This window comes from Nocardia sp. NBC_01329 (assembly GCF_035956715.1).
In the GTDB taxonomy this organism is placed as follows: Bacteria; Actinomycetota; Actinomycetes; order Mycobacteriales; family Mycobacteriaceae; genus Nocardia.
Genome location: NZ_CP108381.1, coordinates 32503 through 52395, shown reverse-complemented (window position 1 = coordinate 52395; position 19893 = coordinate 32503). Strand labels below are relative to the sequence as shown.

Genomic DNA, 19893 nt, shown 5'->3' with positions numbered 1-19893 from the left:
TATTCGCGGTATAACCGTCTGAACGCCCCGATTGCCGACCGCTAACCGGCACGGTATGTTCCGATCGGTAAAAACTAGACCTCCGGTTGGTTCGGTGTGCAGTGAATCATAACTGAAACGGCCACGCACCAAAAAGAGGTCGATCGTGATGCGGAGGCGACAGAGGCGGATGGAAACACCGCGACCGTGGCAATTCAGCCTGTCCAACTGGTCGGTCACCCGCAAGGTCGGCATCGTCCTGGTCCTGCCGGTCATCCTGGCCACCCTTTTCGCGGTGCTACGGATCAACAACGAGCTGCGCACCCTGGAACAGCTCGACGCCGCGACGGACCAGTCCCGCATCATCGGCCCCCTCTTCGGCTACAACGCCGCCACCGAACACCTGGCAGTGACCGCGACGGCGGGCTGGGCCGATAACAGGACACCGCAGGCCACCGCAGCCCTCGCCGGGTTCGATACAGCCCACGAAGCTCTGGAAAGGGCACTGGACTCCAACCGGATCCGGCCGGAGGTCTCCCGCGAACTGTCCTCGGCACTGACCCTCGGCAGCACGATGCGCAGCGGTCTCAGCAACGGCTCCCCCGCGATGGTCGGCGATCAGGCCGACGAGATCGCCGTTCGGATCGGCAACGCCCTCGCCCAATCGCCCACCGTCGAGGACCTCTCGATCCAGCGTTACTTCCTGCAGGTGAGCGCAGTCCAGAACGCGCGCCGGTCGCTGACCGCGCAGCGTCTGGTGATCAGTTCCCCCACCGCCGAGGACAATCCGGCGATGCGGGCCCGGGTGCTCACCTCAGGTGGCGCCGAACTCACCATGATCTACCAGTACGGGCAGATCATGCCGGACGTGGCCGGCAATATGCGGCCGCTGCTGGACGCGGTGCAGACCCGGCTGGCGATCTTCAGCCAGGGCACCCAGGGCGCGATGACCGATCCGGCCGCGCGGGAATCCCTGGACACCAGTTCCCAGGCGTACCAGGTCACCACCGACCAGCTGACGGCCACCATCAGCGGCGCACTGCACCATGCGACGGTTTCCGCGCAGAACAGCGCACTACGAGAGACCGCACTGCTCATCACCGCGCTGCTGGGTGGTCTGACACTCGCCCTCGCGGTCGCGCGGACCCTGGTCGTCCCAGTGCGCCGGTTGCGCCGGGACGCGCTCGAAGTCGCCCATGTGCGGCTCCCAGCGGAACTCGCTCAGGTCCGCGGGGGCGCCGAGACCCCGGAGATCGAGCCGGTAGGCGTGCAGGGCACCGAGGAGATCGGCCAGCTCGCGCGGGCTGTCGACGAAATGCACCAGCAGGCCCTCAATCTCGCCGCCGAACAGGCACGTCTGCGCGTGCAGATCGGCAATATGTTCGAGACCCTGTCCCGGCGCAGCCAATCGCTGGTCGAACAGCAACTCGGCATCATCGAGGAACTCGAGCACGACGAAGACGATCCGCAGCGGCTGCAGAACCTGTTCCGCCTGGACCATCTCGCCACCCGAATGCGGCGCAATGGTGACAATCTGCTCGTGATCGCCGGTACTCCACTGCGTCGCGGCCTGCTCGACGCCGTCCCGCTCTCGGATATGCTGTGGAGTGCGGTTTCCCAGGTCGAGGACTATCAGCGGGTCGAGATCGGACATGTGCCCGACGGTGTGGTCGCCGGTGAACCCGCGGTCGATATCGAACACCTGCTCGCGGAGGTCATCGACAATGCGCTGCGGTACTCCCCGCCCAATACGCCGGTGGCGGTGACCGTCTCCCGCGCGGTCGACGGCGGATATCTCATCGAGATCACCGACCGCGGGCTGGGTATGGCCACCGAGGACCTACAGGCCGCGAACGCGCGCCTTGCCTCCGGTGGTGAGATCAATATCGAGACCGCCCGCCGGATGGGGCTGTTCGTCGTCGGCCGGCTCGCCAAACGCCATCAGATCACCGTGGGCCTGCGACGGACCTCGACCATGGCACAGCAGCCCGGGATCACTGCCAGCCTCCACCTGCCGGGTCTGCTGGTATCGCCCGACACCGGGCCCGACAACTCGAACATTCTCACCGCCGACCTGTCCATGGCGCCCCCGCAACTGCAGCAGACCTCCCATCTACAGCAACTGCCGCAGCTCCAGCCGCCACCGACCCCGCGGCAGTTGACGCCGGTACCCGATCTGCCGTCATCGGATTCGTGGACCTCGCGGACCGATCTGCCCCCGGTGCGCCCGCTCACCGCCACCCCGCCGACCTCCGGTTTCGGCACCACCTCCAGCGGGTTGCCGCAACGCCGTCCGGCCACGCACGCCCCGATGGGCATGGGTGGGGACACCTCGGACGGGAACGGATCGCGCAGTACCTTCTCGGCATTCGACCCGATCCCCGAGACACCGCCGGCCGCAGATTCGCCGACCGGACTGCGGGCCGCAGATTCGCCGACCGGACTGCGGGCCGCAGATTCGCCGACCGGACTGCGGTCGGAGACCCACCGGCCCCAATCCTTCTCTGCCCCGGCCGATTTCCCGGCGCCGACCGAGCAGCGATCGTTCGCCGACGCCGAACCACCGTCGCTCACGGCTCGTTCCGGTTTGCCGATCCGGCGTCCGGGCATGTACCACGACGATCCGTTCGGTCGCTCCGAGCGACGCCGGGACGAATCGGCGCCGGCCACGACCACCTCCACCCGGTTGCAACCGGTCGGCGGTGAAACCCCCACCCCGATATACCAGCGTATGGTGTCGGAATGGCTGGTCGAGCCGGCAACCGCGCAGGACCAGCCGCGCCAGGACTGGACGACTCCCGCCGATTCCGGCTGGTTGGCAGCCGAGGATGCCGCCAAGCCGAATTCGGACTCCAAGACCGCGAACGGGCTCCCCATCCGCCGGCCGGGTGCGCAGCTCGTACCCGGTGGGCTGGCCCCGGTCGAAGACGAGGCCCCGCGGGATCCGGTGGAGATCCGGAGCAATCTGACCAGACACCTGAGCGGGGTCCGCAGTGGGCGGGCCGACGCGCAGAACGCCGACGCGCAGAACGCCGACGCGCAGGACAATGACGGAGGGCTTGCATGACCGACCCGAAGAGCAGCACGGACGAGAACCTGAACTGGCTGGTCGCCAGATTCACCCGCGACGTTCCGGGTGTCTCCCATGCCGTCCTGGTCTCCGCGGACGGTCTGCTGCAGGCCGTCAGCCCCCATCTGCCGACCGATCGCGCCGAACAGCTCGCCGCGGTGACCGCGGGTCTGGCCAGCCTCGCCACAGGGGCGGCCCAGTTGTTCGACGGCGGCAAGGTGATGCAGTCGATCGTGGAGATGCAGCGCGGCTACCTACTGGTGATGAGCGTCGGCAACGGCTCGCATATCGCGGTACTCGCCAACAAACAGCACGATATCGGCCGCATCGGCTATGAGATGGCCCTGCTGGTCGATCGCGTGGGTTCTGTCGTCAGCGCGACTGCCCGATCCACCGTCTGAGCATCATGTCTCAATTCGGCCAAGGTATGCCCGATTACAACACCGGTGGGCCCGGATTCGGCCCCGGCGCACAGAACTACGGTCCAGGCGCACAGAACTTCGGACCCGGTTCGTCGCAGTACAACACCGGTGCCCATCGGTTCGAGGCGGCGCCGCAGCCGAACAATCCACGCCGGGCCGGACGTGTCCGCCCGTATGCCCTCACCTCCGGCCGGACCCAGCCGGCAGTCGATCTCCCGATGGAGGCGGTTATCGAAACCATCTCCTATCATGCACAATTCGATTGGCCGTCCGGTGACATCCGAGCCGAGATACTCCGCCTCGGAACTCACCAGCTGTCGGTCGCCGAAATCGCCGCACATCTCGATCGCTCGCTCGGTATGGTCCGCGTCGTCATCGGTGATCTCGTAGTGGACGGCAACCTGCGAGTGCATTCGACTTTGACCGAGCAGGCGAGTTACGACGAACGCCGGTCGCTGATGGAGAGGACATTGCGTGGACTCCGAGCCCTTTAGCAAAGCCCAGGGCGGTGGCGCGGCGGAGACCGATACCCGCGTCGCGTCGACCAAAATCGTCGTGGCCGGTGGATTCGGCGCGGGCAAGACAACTTTCGTGGGAGCGGTATCGGAGATCGTGCCGCTGCGCACCGAGGCCATGGTGACCAGCTTCTCGGACGGCGTCGACAATCTGGACGATACGCCGGACAAGCAGACCACTACGGTCGCAATGGATTTCGGCCGGATCATCCTGCCCGGAAACCTGACCCTGTACCTCTTCGGCACCCCCGGCCAGCGCCGGTTCTGGTTCATGTGGGACGACCTCATCCGGGGTGCCATCGGTGCGGTGGTACTCGTCGACGCCCGCCGCCTCGAGGACAGTTTCGCGGCCGTGGACTTCTTCGAGGCGCGGAATCTGCCCTTCCTGATCGCGGTCAACAGGTTCCCGAACTCACCTCGTTTCGCGATGGCCGAACTTCGCGAGGCGCTGTCGGTGCGCGAGGGCGTACCGATCGTGGATATCGACGCCCGTGACGCGAAAGAGGTCCGGCAGTCACTGGCCGCTGTCACCGAGTACGCGATCAACCGGTTGAAGGCCAAGGAATACGAGGGAGTCGCCCGGCATGGTTGATGTGCTGGCCGTGGAAACCGTCGAGACCGTCGATCTGTTCACCATGGGCTATTGGCTGACCCTGCTCACCTTCGGAGTGTCCGCGGTCGGGATGTTCGTGGGTCTGGCATGCGCGGTGAACGGCCGTCGTTCGGTACGGTTCCGGCCGGTGTGGATCGCCGCCGCCGCCGTCTCCATCGGCGGGATCGGGGTCTGGCTGGCCAGCACGGTCTCCTTGATGGGCGTATCGATTCCGGGCCGCATCCTGCGCTACGACGTGTCGGATCTGACGCTCTCGCTGGTGTTCTCCGTCGCTGCGGTCTTCCTCGGATTGCTGCTGGCCGGCCGTGATTTCCAGCTGAAACGGATGGTGAACGCGGCCGCCGCGCTCGGAGTCGGCTTCGGGATCATGCTCTGGCTGCAGCTCACCTCGGTCGATATCCAGGGTTCGGTGTCGGTGACCGGATGGCTCTTCGTGATCGCGATCGTGGTCGCGGTGACCGCCTCCTCCCTGTGCGTGTTCTTGTTCCAGCGGTTCCGCTTCCCGGCGGCCCGGGTGGGCTCGATCGCCATGTTCGGCGCCGGCGTGGCCGTCTTATATTTCACCGGTATCTCCGGCCTCGAGTTCCGGTTCGATCCCGAGGCCGAACCCGCGCAGGGGATGGAACTGTTCGGTTACGCATTCCCCATGTTCGTTATCGGCCTGCTGGCCCTCGCCGTTCCGATCACCGCGGTCCTGGTGGCCCCGGAGCGACCCGACGAGACGCCCCGGGTGAACAGGGTTACCGAATCCGGGAGACCCGCCGACAGCGACTCGGCGAACGCGGACGGGGGCCGGTCGTCCCTGAGTGAACAGGGCCGACCGGCCGCTCGGCCCAATGCGGCGGCCGCGCTCGCGCAACGGGCTCAGCCCCTGCCCGAACCTGCGCGTTGATCCGAGTGGACACCGATACTGTGCTGTCCGACCAGGAGAAGCTGCTGCGCGAGCTGTGGTCACAGATGCGCGGATTGCGCTCCGAGGTGGCGGAGCTGCGGGTGGAGATCAGCGAAATGGAAGCCACGGTGGCCGATCTCGCAGACCGGGCGGATCAGCCCGAGCGAGTCGAACTCCCGTGGCCGGTTTCGCTGCTCCTGCTTCCGGCCGCACTCGCTCTCGCACTACTGCGGCAGGTGGGCGATATGGCGCAGGCGCTTTCGGCCGAATGCGATGCGCGGCAGCGGGCGCAGCAACCCCCGGAGACCGGGACGAAAGCCCTCGAAAGTGGCGATGAGCGGGTCTCCCATCTCTGGGAGACCCGCCCTCAGGCACGAGGATAATCGGTATGGGCCGGTGAAGTAGTAGTCCGACAAGATTTTTCGGAGATCACCACATAATGGTTCGATAGGGTGGCGCCCAGCCTGCCATCGGCCCGCAATCGATCAGCATGCGATAACCCGAGGTGAGGGTCGCAATATCGATTGCGGAATATTTGCCGTAGCGGCTCTACTTGTGACAGTTCACCCTCGGATGAACCCGCTACTGCGGCCCTTTCACATCTAGGGGGCCTGACATCTCACCGGCCTTTCAGATCGAGCAGACCGCGGCGAACCGCCTGAACCAGACGCCGCGGCACCCGGTACACCACCCCGTCGACCGTGACCGGGACAAGATCGGGCGGTGTCGCCTTCCAGTTCGACCGGCGGCTACGGGTATTGGACCGCGACATCCGCCGCTTCGGCACTGCCATCTCAACGCTCCTTCCGGGGCCGCACGGCGCGTTTGCCGTATCTACGTTCGAATTTCTCCACCCGGCCCTGGGTATCGAGCAGGCGGTGCGCGCCGGTCCAGAACGGGTGGGAGTCCGCGGTGACATCGACGACCAGCAGCGGATAGGTGTTGCCGTCGGTCCAGGTGACGGTCCGCTCGGCGGTGGCGGTGGAGCGGGTCAGGAATCGGGTCCCGGTACTCGCGTCCTCGACGACCACCGGATGGTAGTCGGGATGGATATCGGCTTTCATCACTTCTCCTTCCGGGCGGATTCGCCCGTATCGCCGCCCCGGCCCTCGCCGGTGGCGGCCGGATGCGGCTCCTCCGGCACGCAGGGGTCGGTATGCCATTCACCGAAAGGGTCCGGCCAGCGGGCCACCTGCCCAGGCGCCCGCTCCACCAGTCGCAGTTCGGCGTCGTCGACCAGGGCTTGTTCCAGCGCCGCCCGGATTTCGTCCGGATCGGCGGTGTGGACGAGAACGACCAATGAGTTGTCGCGGTCGCCGAAGCGGTCGTCCCAGCGCAATCCGGCCATCGCCGCCCGTTCCGGCTCCACCTCGGCGCGTTCGGCCTCGGTCATCGCCGCCAGCCAGCGGCCCGCACCCCCGATACGCAGTCCGCCCCCGGCCGATTCCAGCCAGACGACCTCATCGGGCTGGGTCGCCAGCCAGACTCGCCCACGCGCCGTGACAACTCCCTCGAACAGGACGTCGAGCGCATCGTGCAGGCGATCGGGATGGAAGGGCCGGCGGGACGCGAATTCGACCAGTTCCACACCGCATTCCGGGGCCAGCGGTGGCTGACCACGCAGCAGCGGGGCATGCGCGTCGAAATCCCGCCCACGGCGGGACCCGGCCGGAATACGCATCAGCAGATTCTCGACCGCATCGGGCGTCACTGTCGTGTCCGCTCCGGCCCACAGCGCCGGAGCGCGCGGATTCAACCGGGACAGCACCGCGCCGAGGCGAGCCCGTTCCAGTGGGTCCACGGCGTCGCTTCCGGTCACGACCAGGGCATCCGCGAAATCGACCTGTCCGACCGCCAGTTGGGCGATCGTGCGGTCGTCGTCGGCCCACGCCCAGCCGAGTTCGTCCAGCGCTTCGTCCCCGGTCGCCGCGGCAAGCCAGGTGCGTGCGTCGATGCCAGTGAGCACGGCGCCGACCCGGACGTCACGGGCGGCGGGCCCGTCGACCCGGCCGACGACACCGGCGACGACCACCTCGGCGATGCCCCGGCACACCGATTCCGCTTCGACGGCCGGGTCCAGGGCGAGCACGATCCGATGCACCGAATCGCGGGCCGCGAGAGTGCACAGCAGCGGCAGCAGGTCCGCTTTCAGGGTGCACGAGACACAGCCGTGCGCGAGTTCGTGTATCGAGACCGTCGTCTTGCCGCCGTGGCGGACGGTGCGCCGCACGATCCCTTCTCCGAGGCCGGAGAGATCGTGCCGAACCACCACCGTGTCCGGGGCCGCGCCGAGCGCTTCCGCGACGAGATCGACGGACCCGCCCGGGTCACCGTGCAGGCCCGCGACCACCACGACAGGCGTGCGCCGGTCGCCGGGACCGATGTCTTCTGGGAGTTGTGCGGAATGGGACACCACTACCCTTTCGGTAATGATTTTCAATTACGACGGGGCACACGCTACAGTGTCGATCGTTCGTTGTCGAAAACGATTGTCATCATCGTTTACGTCGGAAGGAGCCGCATGTCGGCGCACTGTCAGGTCACCGGCCGCAAGCCCGGATTCGGCAAGGCCGTCTCGCATTCACACAAACGCACCAACCGGCGCTGGGACCCGAACATCCAGCGCAAGACCTACTACCTGCCCAGCGAGGGCCGCCGGATAACCCTCGACGTATCCGCGAAGGGCATCAAGACCATCGACCGGGACGGAATCGAGGCCGTGGTGGCCCGGCTGCGTGCCCGCGGGACGCGGATCTGAGCTGACGATGGCATCCAAATCGACCGATATCCGCCCGGTGATCAAACTCCGCTCCACCGCGGGCACCGGCTACACCTACGTCACCCGCAAGAACCGCCGTAACGACCCCGACCGCATGGTCCTGCGCAAATATGACCCCGTGGTCCGCCGTCACGTCGACTTCCGGGAGGAGCGCTGATGGCCAAGAAATCCAAGATCGCCCGAGATGAGCAGCGCCGCGTGATCGTCGCCCGATACGCCGAGCGCCGGGCCGAACTCAAAGAAACGATCCGGAAACCGACCACTCCGGAGGACGAGCGCCTGGCCGCACAGGCCGCCCTGCGCCGACTGCCCCGGGACGCCAGTCCGGTACGATTGCGCAATCGGGACACTGCCGACGGGCGACCACGCGGTTATCTCCGCAAATTCGGCCTTTCGCGTGTGCGTGTGCGTGCGATGGCACATCGAGGAGAATTGCCCGGTGTGCGCAAATCGAGCTGGTAACCCCACCGATCTCGTGAGTTAGGAGCCGGTCACATGGCAATCAAACGAGGCCCGTCGAAGAAGGTCCGCGCCGAACAGGCCCGCCGGCCCAAGAAGAATCCACTCATCGCCGCGGGTATCGAGACGGTCGACTACAAAGACGTGAACCTGCTGCGCACCTTCATCTCCGATCGCGGCAAGATCCGCAGCCGCCGGGTCACCGGCCTGACCCCGCAGCAGCAGCGACAGGTCGCGGTCGCGGTGAAGAACGCACGCGAAATGGCGCTACTGCCCTTCACCAGCCGCTGAACCGGCCACACCTTTCCGATCCCCACGCCCGGTACCGCGGATCGCGGTCCGGGCGTTCGACTGCGATCGGGTCCCCGCTCGTGGCACCGGCCGCCGGATCCGCCCCCACTACAGTGATGCCCATGGTCACACTGCGGGGATTCACGGCAATTCTGGCTCTCGGCGTCGTCCTCGCGGCCACCGCGTGCGGTACCGACGATACGGTCGCCTCGGAACCGGGCCCCCCGCCCTCCGCGACCTCGACACCCGCACCGGCTCCCGAACCCGGCACCCCGACCGAGGCCCCCGGTGCCGATCCCGGCCGGATCTTCACCGCCGACCCGGCGATCGTCGGCGCCCACCCCATAGCATTCACCTCGTGGACCCGCGTGGCAGCGGACCGTATCGCCGTCCACTTCGAATCCGGAGTGCCCGAATGCTACGGCGTGGACGCCACTGTCAGCGAGAACGACAGTTCGGTCACCGTGGCGCTGCGGCAGGGCACCCGCGCCGATTCCACCGACAAGATGTGCGTGATGATGGCGGTATTCGGCACACTCGAGATCCAGCTGGCCGGGCCGCTCGGCGATCGCACGGTACTCAGCGCGGTCTGAGCACCACGAACCAGCCGACATCCGGTGGCGCGACACTGCTCATGACCCCAGAAATACCGGCACCACAAGTTGTGGCTGTCCGGCGGGTAGGCCCGGCCATTTGCTGCCGGTTTTTCGACGGCGCCGGTGTGTGAGTTCCGGGCGCCGCGGCGGTGTGGCCCCTCGTTTCACAGCGATCGAGGGGCCACACGGCCTTTTGGCGCGTCTGCCGATATCAGTGGGCGAAGTGCCGGGACCCGGTGAAGTACATGGTCACCCCGGCCGCTCGCGCGGCGTCGATGGTGTCCTGATCACGCACCGAACCGCCCGGCTGGACGATGGCCCGGATACCGGCCTCGAGCAGCAGTTGCGGGCCGTCCGGGAACGGGAAGTACGCATCCGAAGCCGCGACCGAACCCGCCGCGCGATCACCGGCCCGCTGGACTGCGAGCCGCACCGAATCGACCCGGTTGACCTGCCCCATACCCACGCCCACCGAGGCGCCGTCCTGCGCCAGTAGAATCGCGTTGGATTTCACCGCCCGGCAAGCACGCCAAGCGAATTCCAGATCGGCGAGGGTCGCCGCGTCGGCGGGTTCGCCGACCGCGAGCGTCCAGTTCGCCGGATCGTCACCCGCGGCGTCGATCACATCACGGTCCTGCACCAGCAGCCCGCCGCTCACCGGGCGAAGCTCGGCGCCCGACGGCGCGGGCGATTCGGCGATCAGGATCCGGATGTTCTTCTTGCGCTGCAGCACCTCCACAGCACCATCGGCGTAAGAGGGCGCCACGATCACCTCGGTGAAGATTTCGGCCACCTGCTGGGCCATCGCGACCGATACCTCACGGTTGGTCGCGATGACGCCGCCGTAGGCGCTGACCGGGTCGCAGGCGTGCGCCTTACGATGCGCCTCGGCGATGTCCTCGCCCGTGGCGACACCGCAGGGGTTGGCGTGCTTGATGATCGCGACCGCGGGAGCGCTGTGGTCGTAGGCGGCGCGCCGGGCGGCATCGGCATCGGTGTAGTTGTTGTACGACATCTCCTTGCCGTGCAACTGCTGTGCCCGCGCCAGCCCGCGACCACCGTCGCCGTCGGTGTAGAGGGCGGCCCGCTGATGCGGGTTCTCGCCGTAGCGCAAGACGGCCGACCGGTCCCAGACCGCCGCGATCCAAGACGGGAATTCCGCGTCTTCGGAAGTTTTTTCGACCAGCGTCGTCGCCATCCAGTTCGCCACCGCTACGTCATAACTCGCGGTGTGCTGGAAGGCCTTGGCGGCCAGCGCGATACGCTCCGACAGCGTGAAACCGCCGTCGGCCACCGCCTTGCGCACTTCATCGTAGTCTCCGGTGTTCACCACCACGGCCACCGACGGATGGTTCTTGGCCGCCGCCCGCACCATCGACGGTCCGCCGATATCGATCTGCTCGACGCATTCGTCCGGGCTCGCACCACTGGCGACGGTCTCACTGAACGGATAGAGGTTGACCACCACCAGCTGGAACGCCTCGATGCCCAATTCGGTGAGCTGATCGAGGTGTTCGGTCTTGCGGGTATCGGCCAGGATGCCCGCGTGGACCCGCGGATGCAGCGTTTTGACCCGGCCGTCCAACGTTTCCGGGAACCCGGTCAGGTCCTCGACCTTGGTCACCGGCACGCCGGCGTCGGCGATCCGCGCGGCCGTGGACCCGGTGGATACCAGTTCCACGCCGGCCGCGTGCAGTGCGGTCGCCAGCTCCACGAGCCCGGTCTTGTCGTAGACGCTCACCAGCGCCCGGCGGATCGGCGTACGTTCACTCACCGGAGAACTCGCTCATCAGGGATAACTGCCTTTCGTCCATCGGAGACAATTCCGCGGGTCGCGACGGCGGCGACCACTTCCACCAGTAACCGTCGCTCCACGACTTTGATGCGCTCGTGCAGGCCCGCCTCGTCGTCGGCCGGATCGACCCGGACGGCTTCCTGGGCCAGGATCGGGCCGGTGTCCACACCGGAGTCGACCAGGTGCACCGTGGTCCCGGTGACCCGGACCCCGTAGGCCAGCGCGTCCCGCACCCCGTGCGCACCGGGGAAAGCGGGCAGGAGGGCGGGATGGGTGTTGATGATCCGGCCGCCGAAACGATCCAGGAACGCGGGGCCCAGCAGCTTCATGAATCCCGCGCATACCACCAGTTCGGGCGAATACCCGGCCACTGTTCCGGTGAGCGCGATATCCCACGCGGCGCGGTCGGCGTGATCCCCGATCGCGGCCCGGAAGGTGGGGATACCCGCTGCTTCCGCGTGCTCGACAGCGGCGCATTCCCGATCCACACCCACAGCGTGGATCCGGGCCGGATACGCGGAGTCCGCCGCGGCCTCGATCAACGCGCGCAACAGTGAACCGGTCCCCGAGGCGAGTACGACCAGGCCGGCCGGGGTGGAATCGGTGGGTTCCGGGGCGGTCAGGGCTCTACTCCTGGAGTTCGAAGGAACGGCGGGCGGGGTTCACCCGCCGGCGGGGACGAACCCGCGGCACGGATAGAGCCTAGTAGACGCTCTCCCGCGGCCCTCCGGCGGCAGTGAGGCGCCCCGGAGCATGCCGGACGGCGGTGTGGCTAGTGGCTGTCCCCGGCCTCGCCGTCCGGCGCATCCGATTCGACCACTTCGGCGTCCACGATCTCGGGCGCTGCCTCCGCGGCGGCGGCGAGGGAGCCACGGCCCGGCCTGCCCGGCTGTTCCTCCACAACCTCGGCGTCGACCTCCAGCGGTCGCTCCGGACCGGGCGACTCGGCGTGCGGGTGATCGAGCAGATCGGCATAGCGACCGGCCGAGCCGGTCGCGGTATCGCCCGGGAGCTCCGGGAGCCGCCCGGACGGAAGCGCGCGGTCCGTTCGAGGGCGGACGGACTCCGACTCGTCCGGATAGTGGTCCTCGTCGTAGTCGGGGTCTGCGTCGTCAGGGTCGAAGAGCGCGTCCGGGTGGCGCATCAGCGGTGTGGGGAACGAGACCACGAAAGTCCGTGCGAACAGCAGGCCCGCGTAGCCGGGGATCGCCAGCCAGGCGAACACCGCCAGGGCGAACACCGGCAGGTCCACACCCAGCCTGCCGAAATTTCCCAGTTCTCCGCCGGACAGCGCGGCAAACGCGGTGAGAGCCGCGCTCCCGAGCCCGGCAGAGGCGAACAGTGCCCAGGGCGCACCGGGACGGTCGTAGCTCACCCGGGCCGATTCCACACCCCCGTACACGCCCACGGCAGCCGGGACCAGCAACAATACGGCCCACCAGAGCACTGCCGGACCGGTCGGCACTGCGGCCACTACCGGTACCGCCGGAATCGGCCCGCCGACAACCGTGAAAACTCCGATCGACGCGTCACCGAACTGGATGCCCGGACCCACCAGCACTCCCACACCGGCCACCACCGTGTTGGGCAGGTACAGCAGCGAGAGCAGGGTGAGCCCGAGGACGTCCACGAACCCTTCTGTGGAGCCGTAGGTCTCACCGACGCGCGCCCACTGCACCATCAGAGCCAGCGCCAGCAGGACAGCCGCGGCGGCGAGTAAACGCAGCACCGACCGCCCCGCCACATACGCGGCGGCGATCACGTCGTAGGGCAGACCCTCGAATATCTGTTCCCGGCACCGGAACGCGACACCGCACAGCACAGCCGTCAAGTGCAGCAGCAGCACCCAGCCGAAGGCGGTCAACGGATTAGGACGTTGCAGGGCAATGGATCCGGACGCGTCCTCGGTCACCGCCAGGCATACCGCCGTGATGAGCAGCGGCCCGCCCACAGCCGCACCGCAGAGCCAGCCCAGTTCGGCCCGGGTGGGTTCGATATCGGTAGCAGCGACGGCTTCCCGGGCCGCTGCCCACAGCAGCAGTGCCGTCGGCAGCACCGGTAGCAGGCCCACCGTAGTGGTGCCGATGAGCAACGGCACCTGGTGCACGGCGAGCCAGCCCGCGGCAACCGCACCGCTGAGACCGGTGAGATCGCTGCCCGCGGTGAAAAGGGTCACCAGCATGGTGGCGACGATGGCCGCCAATGCGAAAGCGGCGGGCCGGAAGGCCACGAAGAGGAGCACCCGGGCACGGTCGGGTGGCAGCGAGAGAAACCCCGGCACATCGCCGGAACGCGGCGAGCTCCCGCGCGCGCCCCGGAGCGGGTGATTCGACGAGGTACGCGGGGAGCTCATGGATTTCAGAGTGGCAGCCACCCCGGCACGGACGCTTCAGGCGCGCCGCGCCGGGTGCTGCCGATGATCACTTCTGGTCGTCGGACTGCCGGAACGCGCGGGTGGCGTCGGCGGCCGGGTCGGCGGGCTGCTCGCCACCGAACGGCTGGGCCGCCGGCTGACCCGGCTGCTGCTGCGGCTGACCATAGGCCTGCTGCTGCGGCTGCTGACCGTAAGGCGAGGGCTGCTGCTGGCCACCGGCATACGGCGACTGCTGCGGCTGCTGGCCGTACGCCTGCTGCTGCTGTTGCTGCTGGCCGTAGGCCGGCTGCTGACCATAGGCCTGCTGCTGCTGACCGTAACCCGGCTGCTGCTGCTGCCCGCTGCTGTACTGCTGGCCGTAACCCTGCTGCTGGCCGTAACCCTGCTGGCCCTGGTATTGCTGCTGGCCGTAACCCTGCTGGCCGCCCGGGAATCCGGCTGTCGCGGCCGGACGAGCGGCCGGCGGGGTGAGGATTCCGGTATCGAAGAGGACGACCGCCACCGCCAGGCCCGTCTGCACCAGCGCGAGAACCAGGATCAGGTAGAGCCCGATCTCGGCCTTGGCGCCCTCGGGCAGGCTGAACAGCTGGAACAGAATGGTGATGAAGGTTCCGGCCGCGACCGCCGCCGCCGCGCCGACCCAGTTCTGCTTCGGCAGCAGCGAAAGCCCCGCGAGCAACGCGGCGATCAACAGCAGTCCGCCGATCGTCGCTTCCTGGTACTCGAACAGATTCAGGCTGGTATCCGCCGACGACGGCAGATCCATATCGGTATCGGCGCCCACATAGGACAGGAAGCCGAGCAGGAAAGCGATCACGCCCACCGCGGCGACACCGATGGTCAGGAAGAACGGCAGTCCTTTCCCGCCGGCCTCAGTGGTCGCACCGCCGGCCGCCTGCGGGCCGGGAGTGGGCGGAACGGAGGGCGGAACGGGTGCGTTGTACCCGGAGCCCCCGGTCGGGTATGACATGTCGTCATCTCCTAGGTCGAGTAATACGTACTTGACGGCTGAATTCCCTTTGACGCTACTGCACGCACGCGCCCGGGTCATCACCGAAGGACGCGGCTGTGTTTTTTGGCGCCGCCTGCGGCGGCGCGGGGGTTGAGGGCTGTTTTTTTGGCGCCGCCTGCGGCGGCGCGAGGGTTGAGGCCCTGAGGTCTCGCCGTTCAGGCCTCGAGACTCGCGCTTCGCGCATGCGCTTCGAGGCCTGAACGGCGAGACGGCCTCAACCCTTTGGGGTGTCTCGTAGAACTCGACTCATAGGGGTCGCGTCGGCGTGGACGTCCTGATCCGGATGTTTGTCGACCGTCTGTCTTCTCGGGGTGGTCCGCGTCGGTGTTCGGGCCCGCCCCGGTTCCAGAGCGACAGAGCGAAGGAGCGCAGCGACCGATCGCGTGCGATGGGCGGTCGGCCATCCACAGATCGGCGACCGTTGAGCATTTTCGGTGACGAGAGCCTACTCAGGCCGATCACGACTCACCTGCGCGTCCGCCCTCGGACAGTCCACCCCCAGTAGCCGGGAGACCCGCCCCGGTTCGGGAGCGACGAAGCGAAGGAGCACAGCGATCGATCACATGAGATCCGCAATGTGCGGTTGGCCATCGATAGTTCGGCGACAATCGAGCACTGACAGTGCTGTGCGCCCGCCCAGGTGATCAAGTCACTCGTCCGCACACCTTCCATCTACTCCGAATAGGTCGGCCTCCGCAGTCGGGGCCCGCCCCGGTTCTGGAGCGACAGAGCGATGGAGCGCAGCGACTGAGCGCCGGAGTGAAGAACCGGGGTCACGAGGGCCCCGACCGCCCCGCCGCAGGCGGGGCAAACAAACACAGTCGGGGCCCGCCCCGGTTCTGGAGCGACGAAGCGATGGAGCGTAGCGACTGAGCGTAGGAGTGAAGAACCGGGGTTAATAGGGCCCCGACCCGCGCCGCCGAAGGCGGCGCCATAGACACAGAGGCCGCCCGCACGACGCGGACGGCCTCGGAGTTGGGCGCGGTGACCGGTTCAGGCGGAGACGGCCGCCTTCTCCAGGATCTCGCGCGCGAGCGCGGCGGTTTCGGACGGCGTCTTGCCGACCTTCACGCCCGCGGCCTCGAGCGCGTCCTTCTTGGCTTGCGCGGTGCCCGAGGAGCCGGAGACGATGGCGCCCGCGTGGCCCATGGTCTTGCCCTCGGGGGCGGTGAACCCGGCCACGTAGCCGACGACCGGCTTGGTGACATTGGCCTGGATGTAGGCCGCGGCCCGCTCTTCGGCGTCGCCGCCGATCTCACCGATCATGACGATCAGCTTCGTCTCGGGGTCCTTCTCGAAGGCCTCGATGGCGTCGATATGGGTGGTGCCGATGACCGGGTCGCCGCCGATGCCGATGGAGGTCGAGAAGCCGAAGTCGCGCAGCTCGTACATCATCTGGTAGGTCAGGGTGCCGGACTTGGAGACCAGGCCGATCGGGCCCTTGCCGGAGATGTTGGCCGGGGTGATTCCGACCAGCGATTCGCCGGGGGTGATGATGCCGGGGCAGTTGGGGCCGATGATCCGGGTCTTGGCGCCCTTCTCGACGTTGTAGGCCCACGCGTAGGCGGTGTCCTGTACCGGGATGCCCTCGGTGATGACCACGAGCAGCGGGATCTCCGCGTCGATGGCCTCGATGATGGCGTCCTTGGAGAACTTCGGTGGCACGAACGCGATGGAGACATCGGCGCCGGTCTTCTCGATGGCCTCGGCCACCGAAGCGAACACGGGCAGTTCGATCGCGTTGCCGTCTTTGTCGGTGTGCGAGACGGTGGTGCCCGCCTTACGCGCGTTCACACCGCCGACGACCTGGGTGCCCGCCTTGAGCATCAGGGCGGTGTGCTTGGTGCCCTCGCCGCCGGTGATGCCCTGGACGATGACCTTCGAGTCCTTGTTGAGGAAGATTGACATAGTTCTTTTTGTCCTTTACTGGGCGTGCCCTAGTAGGTCGACTCAGCGGGCCGCGAGTTCGGCGGCCTTGTCGGCGCCTTCGTCCATGGTCTTCGCCAGCGTCACCAGCGGGTGCGCGGCCTCGGCGAGGATCTTGCGGCCCTCTTCCACCCGGTTCCCGTCCAGGCGGACCACCAGCGGCTTGTTCGCTTCGTCGCCCAGGATCTCGAGGGCTTTGACGATGCCGTTGGCGACCGCGTCGCAGGCGGTGATGCCGCCGAACACGTTCACGAAGACGCTCTTGACCTGAGCGTCGTTCAGGATCACGTCGAGACCGTTGGCCATGACCTCCGCGGAGGCACCGCCACCGATATCGAGGAAGTTGGCCGGCTTCACGCCGTTGTGGTTCTCGCCGGCGTAGGCGACGACGTCCAGGGTCGACATGACCAGACCGGCACCGTTGCCGATGATCCCGACCTGACCGTCGAGCTTGACGTAGTTGAGGTCGTTCTCTTTGGCCTTGAGCTCCAGCGGATCGGTCGCGTCCTTGTCGGCGAACTCCGCGTGGTCGGGGTGCCGGAACTCGGCGTTCTCGTCCAGGGTTACCTTGCCGTCGAGGGCGAGGATCTCGTTGTCCGGGGTGCGGACCAGCGGGTTGACCTCGACCAGGGTGGCGTCTTCGTTGACGAAGACCTCCCACAGCTTCTGGATGGTGACCGCGGCGGCGTCCAGCACATCGGCGGGCAGGTGGCCCTGCTCGGCGATGGAGCGGGCGAACGCGAGGTCGACACCCTTGACCGCGTCGACCGTGACCTTGGCGAGCCGGTCGGGTTTGGTGGCGGCGACCTCTTCGATCTCCATACCGCCTTCGACCGAGCACATGGCCAGGTAGGTGCGGTTGGTGCGGTCGAGCAGGAAGGAGATGTAGTACTCCTCGGCGATGTCCTTCGCCTCGGCGACCAGGATCTTCTTGGTGATGTGTCCCTTGATGTCCAGGCCGAGGATGTTCTGCCCGTGGGTGAACGCATCCTCCGGGGTGGCCGCGTACTTAACGCCACCGGCCTTGCCACGGCCGCCGACCTTCACCTGGGATTTGATCATCACCGGCTTGCCGATTTCCGCGGCGATGGCGCGGGCGTCCTCGGCAGTGTCGGTCACGCGACCTTCCGACGAAGGCACCCCGTGCTTTACGAAGAGCTCCTTCGCCTGATATTCGAAGAGATCCATGTACTCACCGTCTCGTCTGCGTTGCTATGACAACGTCTTTGTTGGCGGCCCGACGTCGGTAGCGGGTCGTTCGGACTCTAACCACTCATAGGGACGCCCGATCGGGCACGTTCATCCTAAGTGGCGCAGGTCACGAGCCCTCCCGCGGGGAGGTCAAACCCGCAGGCCATGGCTACCGGCGAGTAGCTTTCACGGGAGCGGCAGGCGGCGCCGTACGCCGGTCCACGCCAGAGGGCGCTTCCGGCGCCGGGTTCACCGGACGGGCCGTCCGAGCGTGAGCCCCATCGGCGAGGGAAACGTGATCAATGTCACAGTAACGTTTGATTATGGCCTACCGCTTGCCGCGTCGCAATCGTTTCGTTACCGTCGAAGCGGTCGATGTCACAGGCCGATCACAAACGTTGCACAGCGTGGATGCTTGCGCACCTGGTTGTCGCGCGGGTAGAGATCTCCGTGGTATCGCCCCCGTGAGCAGGTATGAGAGAGGACGGCAGCTTGACGCAGCACCCCGCTCCGCAGTCGCAGGGCCGTTCGGCAGCAGCCTTTCCGGCGCCGCATCCCGTCACCGCTGAGCAGATCTCCGGTGCCAGTCGGATGCGAACCGGCCGATGAACCACCGCGGCATCCTCGACCCGCAGACCGACGGTCGTCCCGCCGGGCGTCGGCGGGAGAACGCGCAGCCCACCGAAGGGGCCCAATCGTTCAACGCGTTCGGTGCCCCCGGCGACAGCCGAGCCCGTAGGCGCCCCCTCAACACCGCCGCAGCATCCGCCGCGGCCGACGCCCACCGCACCGCGGCCGACGATTTCTGGTCGACCAACCAGGGCTGGGCCGATTCGCAGGCCGACAACTGGTCCGGTGCCGACCGGCAACAGCAGGACAACTGGCAACAGGACAACTGGCAGCAGGGTGGGTGGCAGCAGCACGAAAAGCCCGCCTGGCACAGTGATCCGAACTGGAACACCCATCAGGGCTGGGCCGATGCGCAGCCCTGGTCCGATACCCCGGCGCAGACCTGGCACGATGCCGGCCCTGCACCCGAGCCCAGCGGCCCCGCCCGCCACGACAGACCCACGACGATCGCCGAAGCGCTGGAAAACGCACCGGTCGCCGAAGAGGACATCGATGAGGAGCCGCGGCAATCCCGCTCCCGGGGTGCGCACCGGGTAGCGGCCCCGCCGTCGGCGCTCAAGGGTCGCGCCGCGGTCGTCGCGGTAGCCGCGGGTGCGGTGGTTGCGGCCGGGCAGTGCGCCACCGCGGAGCCCGGCGACCACAAACAGGCCCAGCAGGCCACCGACTACGAGGCCGCCGGATCGGTTCACGAGATCGCCGCCCAGTCGATGGCGATACAGGATCCGGCCGTCTCGACGAACACCGCCTCACCACAGATGCTCGGTGGCAACCTCCCGGCCGATACCGGCCGATTCGGCGAAATGCTGGCCAACGGCGCCCAATTCGCCGAAGATCTCGCCCAGGCCGAGGAAGCCAAATTCCGTCCGCTGTTCTCGAAGTTCGCCAGCGGCTCCTACACCTCCGGATACGGCGCCCGCTGGGGTGTCCAACATCTCGGTATCGATGTGGCCGCACCGATCGGCACCCCGATCTACGCCGTAGCAGACGGTGAGGTCATCGACGCCGGGCCCGCCTCGGGCTTCGGCATGTGGGTCCGGCTCATGCACGCCGACGGCACCGTCACCGTCTACGGACATGTCGACACCACCACCGTCTCGATGGGTGAATACGTGTTCGCGGGAGATCAGATCGCCACCGTCGGCAACCGTGGGTTCTCCACCGGCCCGCACTGCCACTTCGAGGTCTGGCTCAACGGCAGCGACAAAATCGACCCGGTGCCGTGGCTGGCCACTCGTGGCATCGGCCTCACCGGCAGCGGCGACTGACCGAATCTCCGCACTCAGAGGTTCGAGATACGCGACCCTCGGCTGATATTCCGCCGAGGGTCGTTTTGCTACTGTCCGCACTGC

General features: G+C 67.3%; 20 protein-coding genes and 1 pseudogene. 12 read left to right on the top strand and 9 right to left on the bottom strand.

From position 1 onward, the window contains the following. Positions 1-169: 169 nt before the first annotated feature. From OG405_RS00210 to OG405_RS00185, 6 genes and pseudogenes are all read left to right on the top strand, one after another. The gene (locus tag OG405_RS00210; RefSeq protein ID WP_327149622.1) at positions 170-3046 is read left to right on the top strand and encodes an ATP-binding protein; all 2877 of its coding nucleotides are present in this window, start codon (positions 170-172) and stop codon (positions 3044-3046) included. After that, positions 3043-3450: a roadblock/LC7 domain-containing protein gene (locus OG405_RS00205; protein ID WP_327149621.1), complete on the top strand. Its 408-nt coding sequence runs from the start codon at positions 3043-3045 to the stop codon at positions 3448-3450. Before OG405_RS00210 ends, OG405_RS00205 begins: the two co-directional genes overlap by 4 nt. A gap of 170 nt (positions 3451-3620) precedes the next feature. Next, a pseudogene (locus OG405_RS00200) lies at positions 3621-3965 on the top strand (DUF742 domain-containing protein); the annotation flags it as partial. Between the two features lie 61 nt (positions 3966-4026). Further along, positions 4027-4578: a GTP-binding protein gene (locus OG405_RS00195; protein ID WP_442790804.1), complete on the top strand. Its 552-nt coding sequence runs from the start codon at positions 4027-4029 to the stop codon at positions 4576-4578. Next, positions 4571-5491, top strand: coding sequence for a hypothetical protein (locus tag OG405_RS00190; protein ID WP_327149620.1), 921 nt, complete (start codon positions 4571-4573; stop codon positions 5489-5491). Before OG405_RS00195 ends, OG405_RS00190 begins: the two co-directional genes overlap by 8 nt. Positions 5492-5496: 5 nt before the next feature. After that, complete coding sequence (locus tag OG405_RS00185; protein ID WP_327149619.1) at positions 5497-5874, top strand: hypothetical protein; 378 nt, start codon at positions 5497-5499, stop codon at positions 5872-5874. A gap of 236 nt (positions 5875-6110) precedes the next feature. On the opposite strand, the gene rpmF is transcribed toward OG405_RS00185, so the two are convergent. The 3 genes from rpmF to mrf are packed head-to-tail and all read right to left on the bottom strand — an operon-like array spanning position 6111 to position 7904. Beyond that, positions 6111-6284: a 50S ribosomal protein L32 gene (gene rpmF / locus OG405_RS00180; RefSeq protein ID WP_327149618.1), complete on the bottom strand. Its 174-nt coding sequence runs from the start codon at positions 6282-6284 to the stop codon at positions 6111-6113. A 1-nt stretch (position 6285) separates the two neighbouring features. Next, positions 6286-6555: a type B 50S ribosomal protein L31 gene (locus OG405_RS00175; RefSeq protein ID WP_327149617.1), complete on the bottom strand. Its 270-nt coding sequence runs from the start codon at positions 6553-6555 to the stop codon at positions 6286-6288. Further along, positions 6555-7904: a ribosome hibernation factor-recruiting GTPase MRF gene (mrf, locus tag OG405_RS00170; protein WP_327149616.1), complete on the bottom strand. Its 1350-nt coding sequence runs from the start codon at positions 7902-7904 to the stop codon at positions 6555-6557. The genes OG405_RS00175 and mrf overlap by 1 nt, the downstream gene beginning before the upstream one ends. A gap of 108 nt (positions 7905-8012) precedes the next feature. On the opposite strand from mrf, the gene rpmB reads away from it, so the two are divergent. The 5 genes from rpmB to OG405_RS00145 all read left to right on the top strand — a co-directional run bounded on the left by rpmB (position 8013) and on the right by OG405_RS00145 (position 9613). Further along, on the top strand, positions 8013-8249 hold the full coding sequence (gene rpmB / locus OG405_RS00165) for a 50S ribosomal protein L28 (RefSeq protein WP_327149615.1): 237 nt from the start codon (positions 8013-8015) through the stop codon (positions 8247-8249). 7 nt (positions 8250-8256) lie between these two features. Continuing rightward, positions 8257-8427, top strand: coding sequence for a 50S ribosomal protein L33 (gene rpmG / locus OG405_RS00160; protein ID WP_030522352.1), 171 nt, complete (start codon positions 8257-8259; stop codon positions 8425-8427). Continuing rightward, on the top strand, positions 8427-8732 hold the full coding sequence (gene rpsN / locus OG405_RS00155) for a 30S ribosomal protein S14 (protein ID WP_327149614.1): 306 nt from the start codon (positions 8427-8429) through the stop codon (positions 8730-8732). The genes rpmG and rpsN overlap by 1 nt, the downstream gene beginning before the upstream one ends. A 33-nt stretch (positions 8733-8765) precedes the next feature. Then, the gene (gene rpsR, locus OG405_RS00150; protein WP_058854590.1) at positions 8766-9020 is read left to right on the top strand and encodes a 30S ribosomal protein S18; all 255 of its coding nucleotides are present in this window, start codon (positions 8766-8768) and stop codon (positions 9018-9020) included. A 122-nt stretch (positions 9021-9142) separates the two neighbouring features. Beyond that, a complete protein-coding gene (locus OG405_RS00145) occupies positions 9143-9613 on the top strand; it encodes a hypothetical protein (protein WP_327149613.1) in 471 nt (156 codons plus the stop codon). Between the two features lie 214 nt (positions 9614-9827). On the opposite strand, the gene purH is transcribed toward OG405_RS00145, so the two are convergent. From purH to sucC, 6 genes are all read right to left on the bottom strand, one after another. Beyond that, positions 9828-11390, bottom strand: a complete 1563-nt coding sequence (gene purH / locus OG405_RS00140; RefSeq protein ID WP_327149612.1) for a bifunctional phosphoribosylaminoimidazolecarboxamide formyltransferase/IMP cyclohydrolase — start codon at positions 11388-11390, stop codon at positions 9828-9830. Then, positions 11387-12034, bottom strand: coding sequence for a phosphoribosylglycinamide formyltransferase (gene purN / locus OG405_RS00135; protein WP_327152573.1), 648 nt, complete (start codon positions 12032-12034; stop codon positions 11387-11389). The genes purH and purN overlap by 4 nt, the downstream gene beginning before the upstream one ends. 149 nt (positions 12035-12183) lie before the next feature. Then, positions 12184-13764 carry a cell division protein PerM gene (locus OG405_RS00130; RefSeq protein ID WP_327149611.1) on the bottom strand — a complete coding sequence of 527 codons (1581 nt, stop codon included), beginning with the start codon at positions 13762-13764 and terminating at the stop codon, positions 12184-12186. Between the two features lie 67 nt (positions 13765-13831). Then, positions 13832-14755 (bottom strand): DUF5336 domain-containing protein, encoded by a 924-nt coding sequence (locus OG405_RS00125; protein ID WP_327149610.1) that lies wholly within the window; start codon positions 14753-14755, stop codon positions 13832-13834. A 1035-nt stretch (positions 14756-15790) separates the two neighbouring features. Continuing rightward, positions 15791-16705: a succinate--CoA ligase subunit alpha gene (sucD, locus tag OG405_RS00120; RefSeq protein WP_327149609.1), complete on the bottom strand. Its 915-nt coding sequence runs from the start codon at positions 16703-16705 to the stop codon at positions 15791-15793. Between the two features lie 42 nt (positions 16706-16747). Continuing rightward, on the bottom strand, positions 16748-17911 hold the full coding sequence (gene sucC, locus OG405_RS00115; protein ID WP_327149608.1) for an ADP-forming succinate--CoA ligase subunit beta: 1164 nt from the start codon (positions 17909-17911) through the stop codon (positions 16748-16750). A gap of 608 nt (positions 17912-18519) precedes the next feature. On the opposite strand from sucC, the gene OG405_RS00110 reads away from it, so the two are divergent. Then, the gene (locus OG405_RS00110; RefSeq protein WP_327149607.1) at positions 18520-19809 is read left to right on the top strand and encodes a M23 family metallopeptidase; all 1290 of its coding nucleotides are present in this window, start codon (positions 18520-18522) and stop codon (positions 19807-19809) included. Positions 19810-19893 lie beyond the last annotated feature (84 nt).

What these genes read in the sequence shown, in the direction of transcription:
- OG405_RS00210 (WP_327149622.1), top strand. Translation starts at nt 170, where the DNA reads ATGGAAACACCGCGACCGTGGCAATTCAGCCTGTCCAACTGGTCGGTC.
- OG405_RS00205 (WP_327149621.1), top strand. Translation starts at nt 3,043, where the DNA reads ATGACCGACCCGAAGAGCAGCACGGACGAGAACCTGAACTGGCTGGTC.
- OG405_RS00190 (WP_327149620.1), top strand. Translation starts at nt 4,571, where the DNA reads ATGGTTGATGTGCTGGCCGTGGAAACCGTCGAGACCGTCGATCTGTTC.
- rpmF (WP_327149618.1), bottom strand. Translation starts at nt 6,284, where the DNA reads ATGGCAGTGCCGAAGCGGCGGATGTCGCGGTCCAATACCCGTAGCCGC.
- OG405_RS00175 (WP_327149617.1), bottom strand. Translation starts at nt 6,555, where the DNA reads ATGAAAGCCGATATCCATCCCGACTACCATCCGGTGGTCGTCGAGGAC.
- rpmB (WP_327149615.1), top strand. Translation starts at nt 8,013, where the DNA reads ATGTCGGCGCACTGTCAGGTCACCGGCCGCAAGCCCGGATTCGGCAAG.
- rpmG (WP_030522352.1), top strand. Translation starts at nt 8,257, where the DNA reads ATGGCATCCAAATCGACCGATATCCGCCCGGTGATCAAACTCCGCTCC.
- rpsN (WP_327149614.1), top strand. Translation starts at nt 8,427, where the DNA reads ATGGCCAAGAAATCCAAGATCGCCCGAGATGAGCAGCGCCGCGTGATC.
- rpsR (WP_058854590.1), top strand. Translation starts at nt 8,766, where the DNA reads ATGGCAATCAAACGAGGCCCGTCGAAGAAGGTCCGCGCCGAACAGGCC.
- OG405_RS00145 (WP_327149613.1), top strand. Translation starts at nt 9,143, where the DNA reads ATGGTCACACTGCGGGGATTCACGGCAATTCTGGCTCTCGGCGTCGTC.
- OG405_RS00130 (WP_327149611.1), bottom strand. Translation starts at nt 13,764, where the DNA reads ATGAGCTCCCCGCGTACCTCGTCGAATCACCCGCTCCGGGGCGCGCGC.
- OG405_RS00125 (WP_327149610.1), bottom strand. Translation starts at nt 14,755, where the DNA reads ATGTCATACCCGACCGGGGGCTCCGGGTACAACGCACCCGTTCCGCCC.
- sucD (WP_327149609.1), bottom strand. Translation starts at nt 16,705, where the DNA reads ATGTCAATCTTCCTCAACAAGGACTCGAAGGTCATCGTCCAGGGCATC.
- sucC (WP_327149608.1), bottom strand. Translation starts at nt 17,911, where the DNA reads ATGGATCTCTTCGAATATCAGGCGAAGGAGCTCTTCGTAAAGCACGGG.
- OG405_RS00110 (WP_327149607.1), top strand. Translation starts at nt 18,520, where the DNA reads ATGAACCACCGCGGCATCCTCGACCCGCAGACCGACGGTCGTCCCGCC.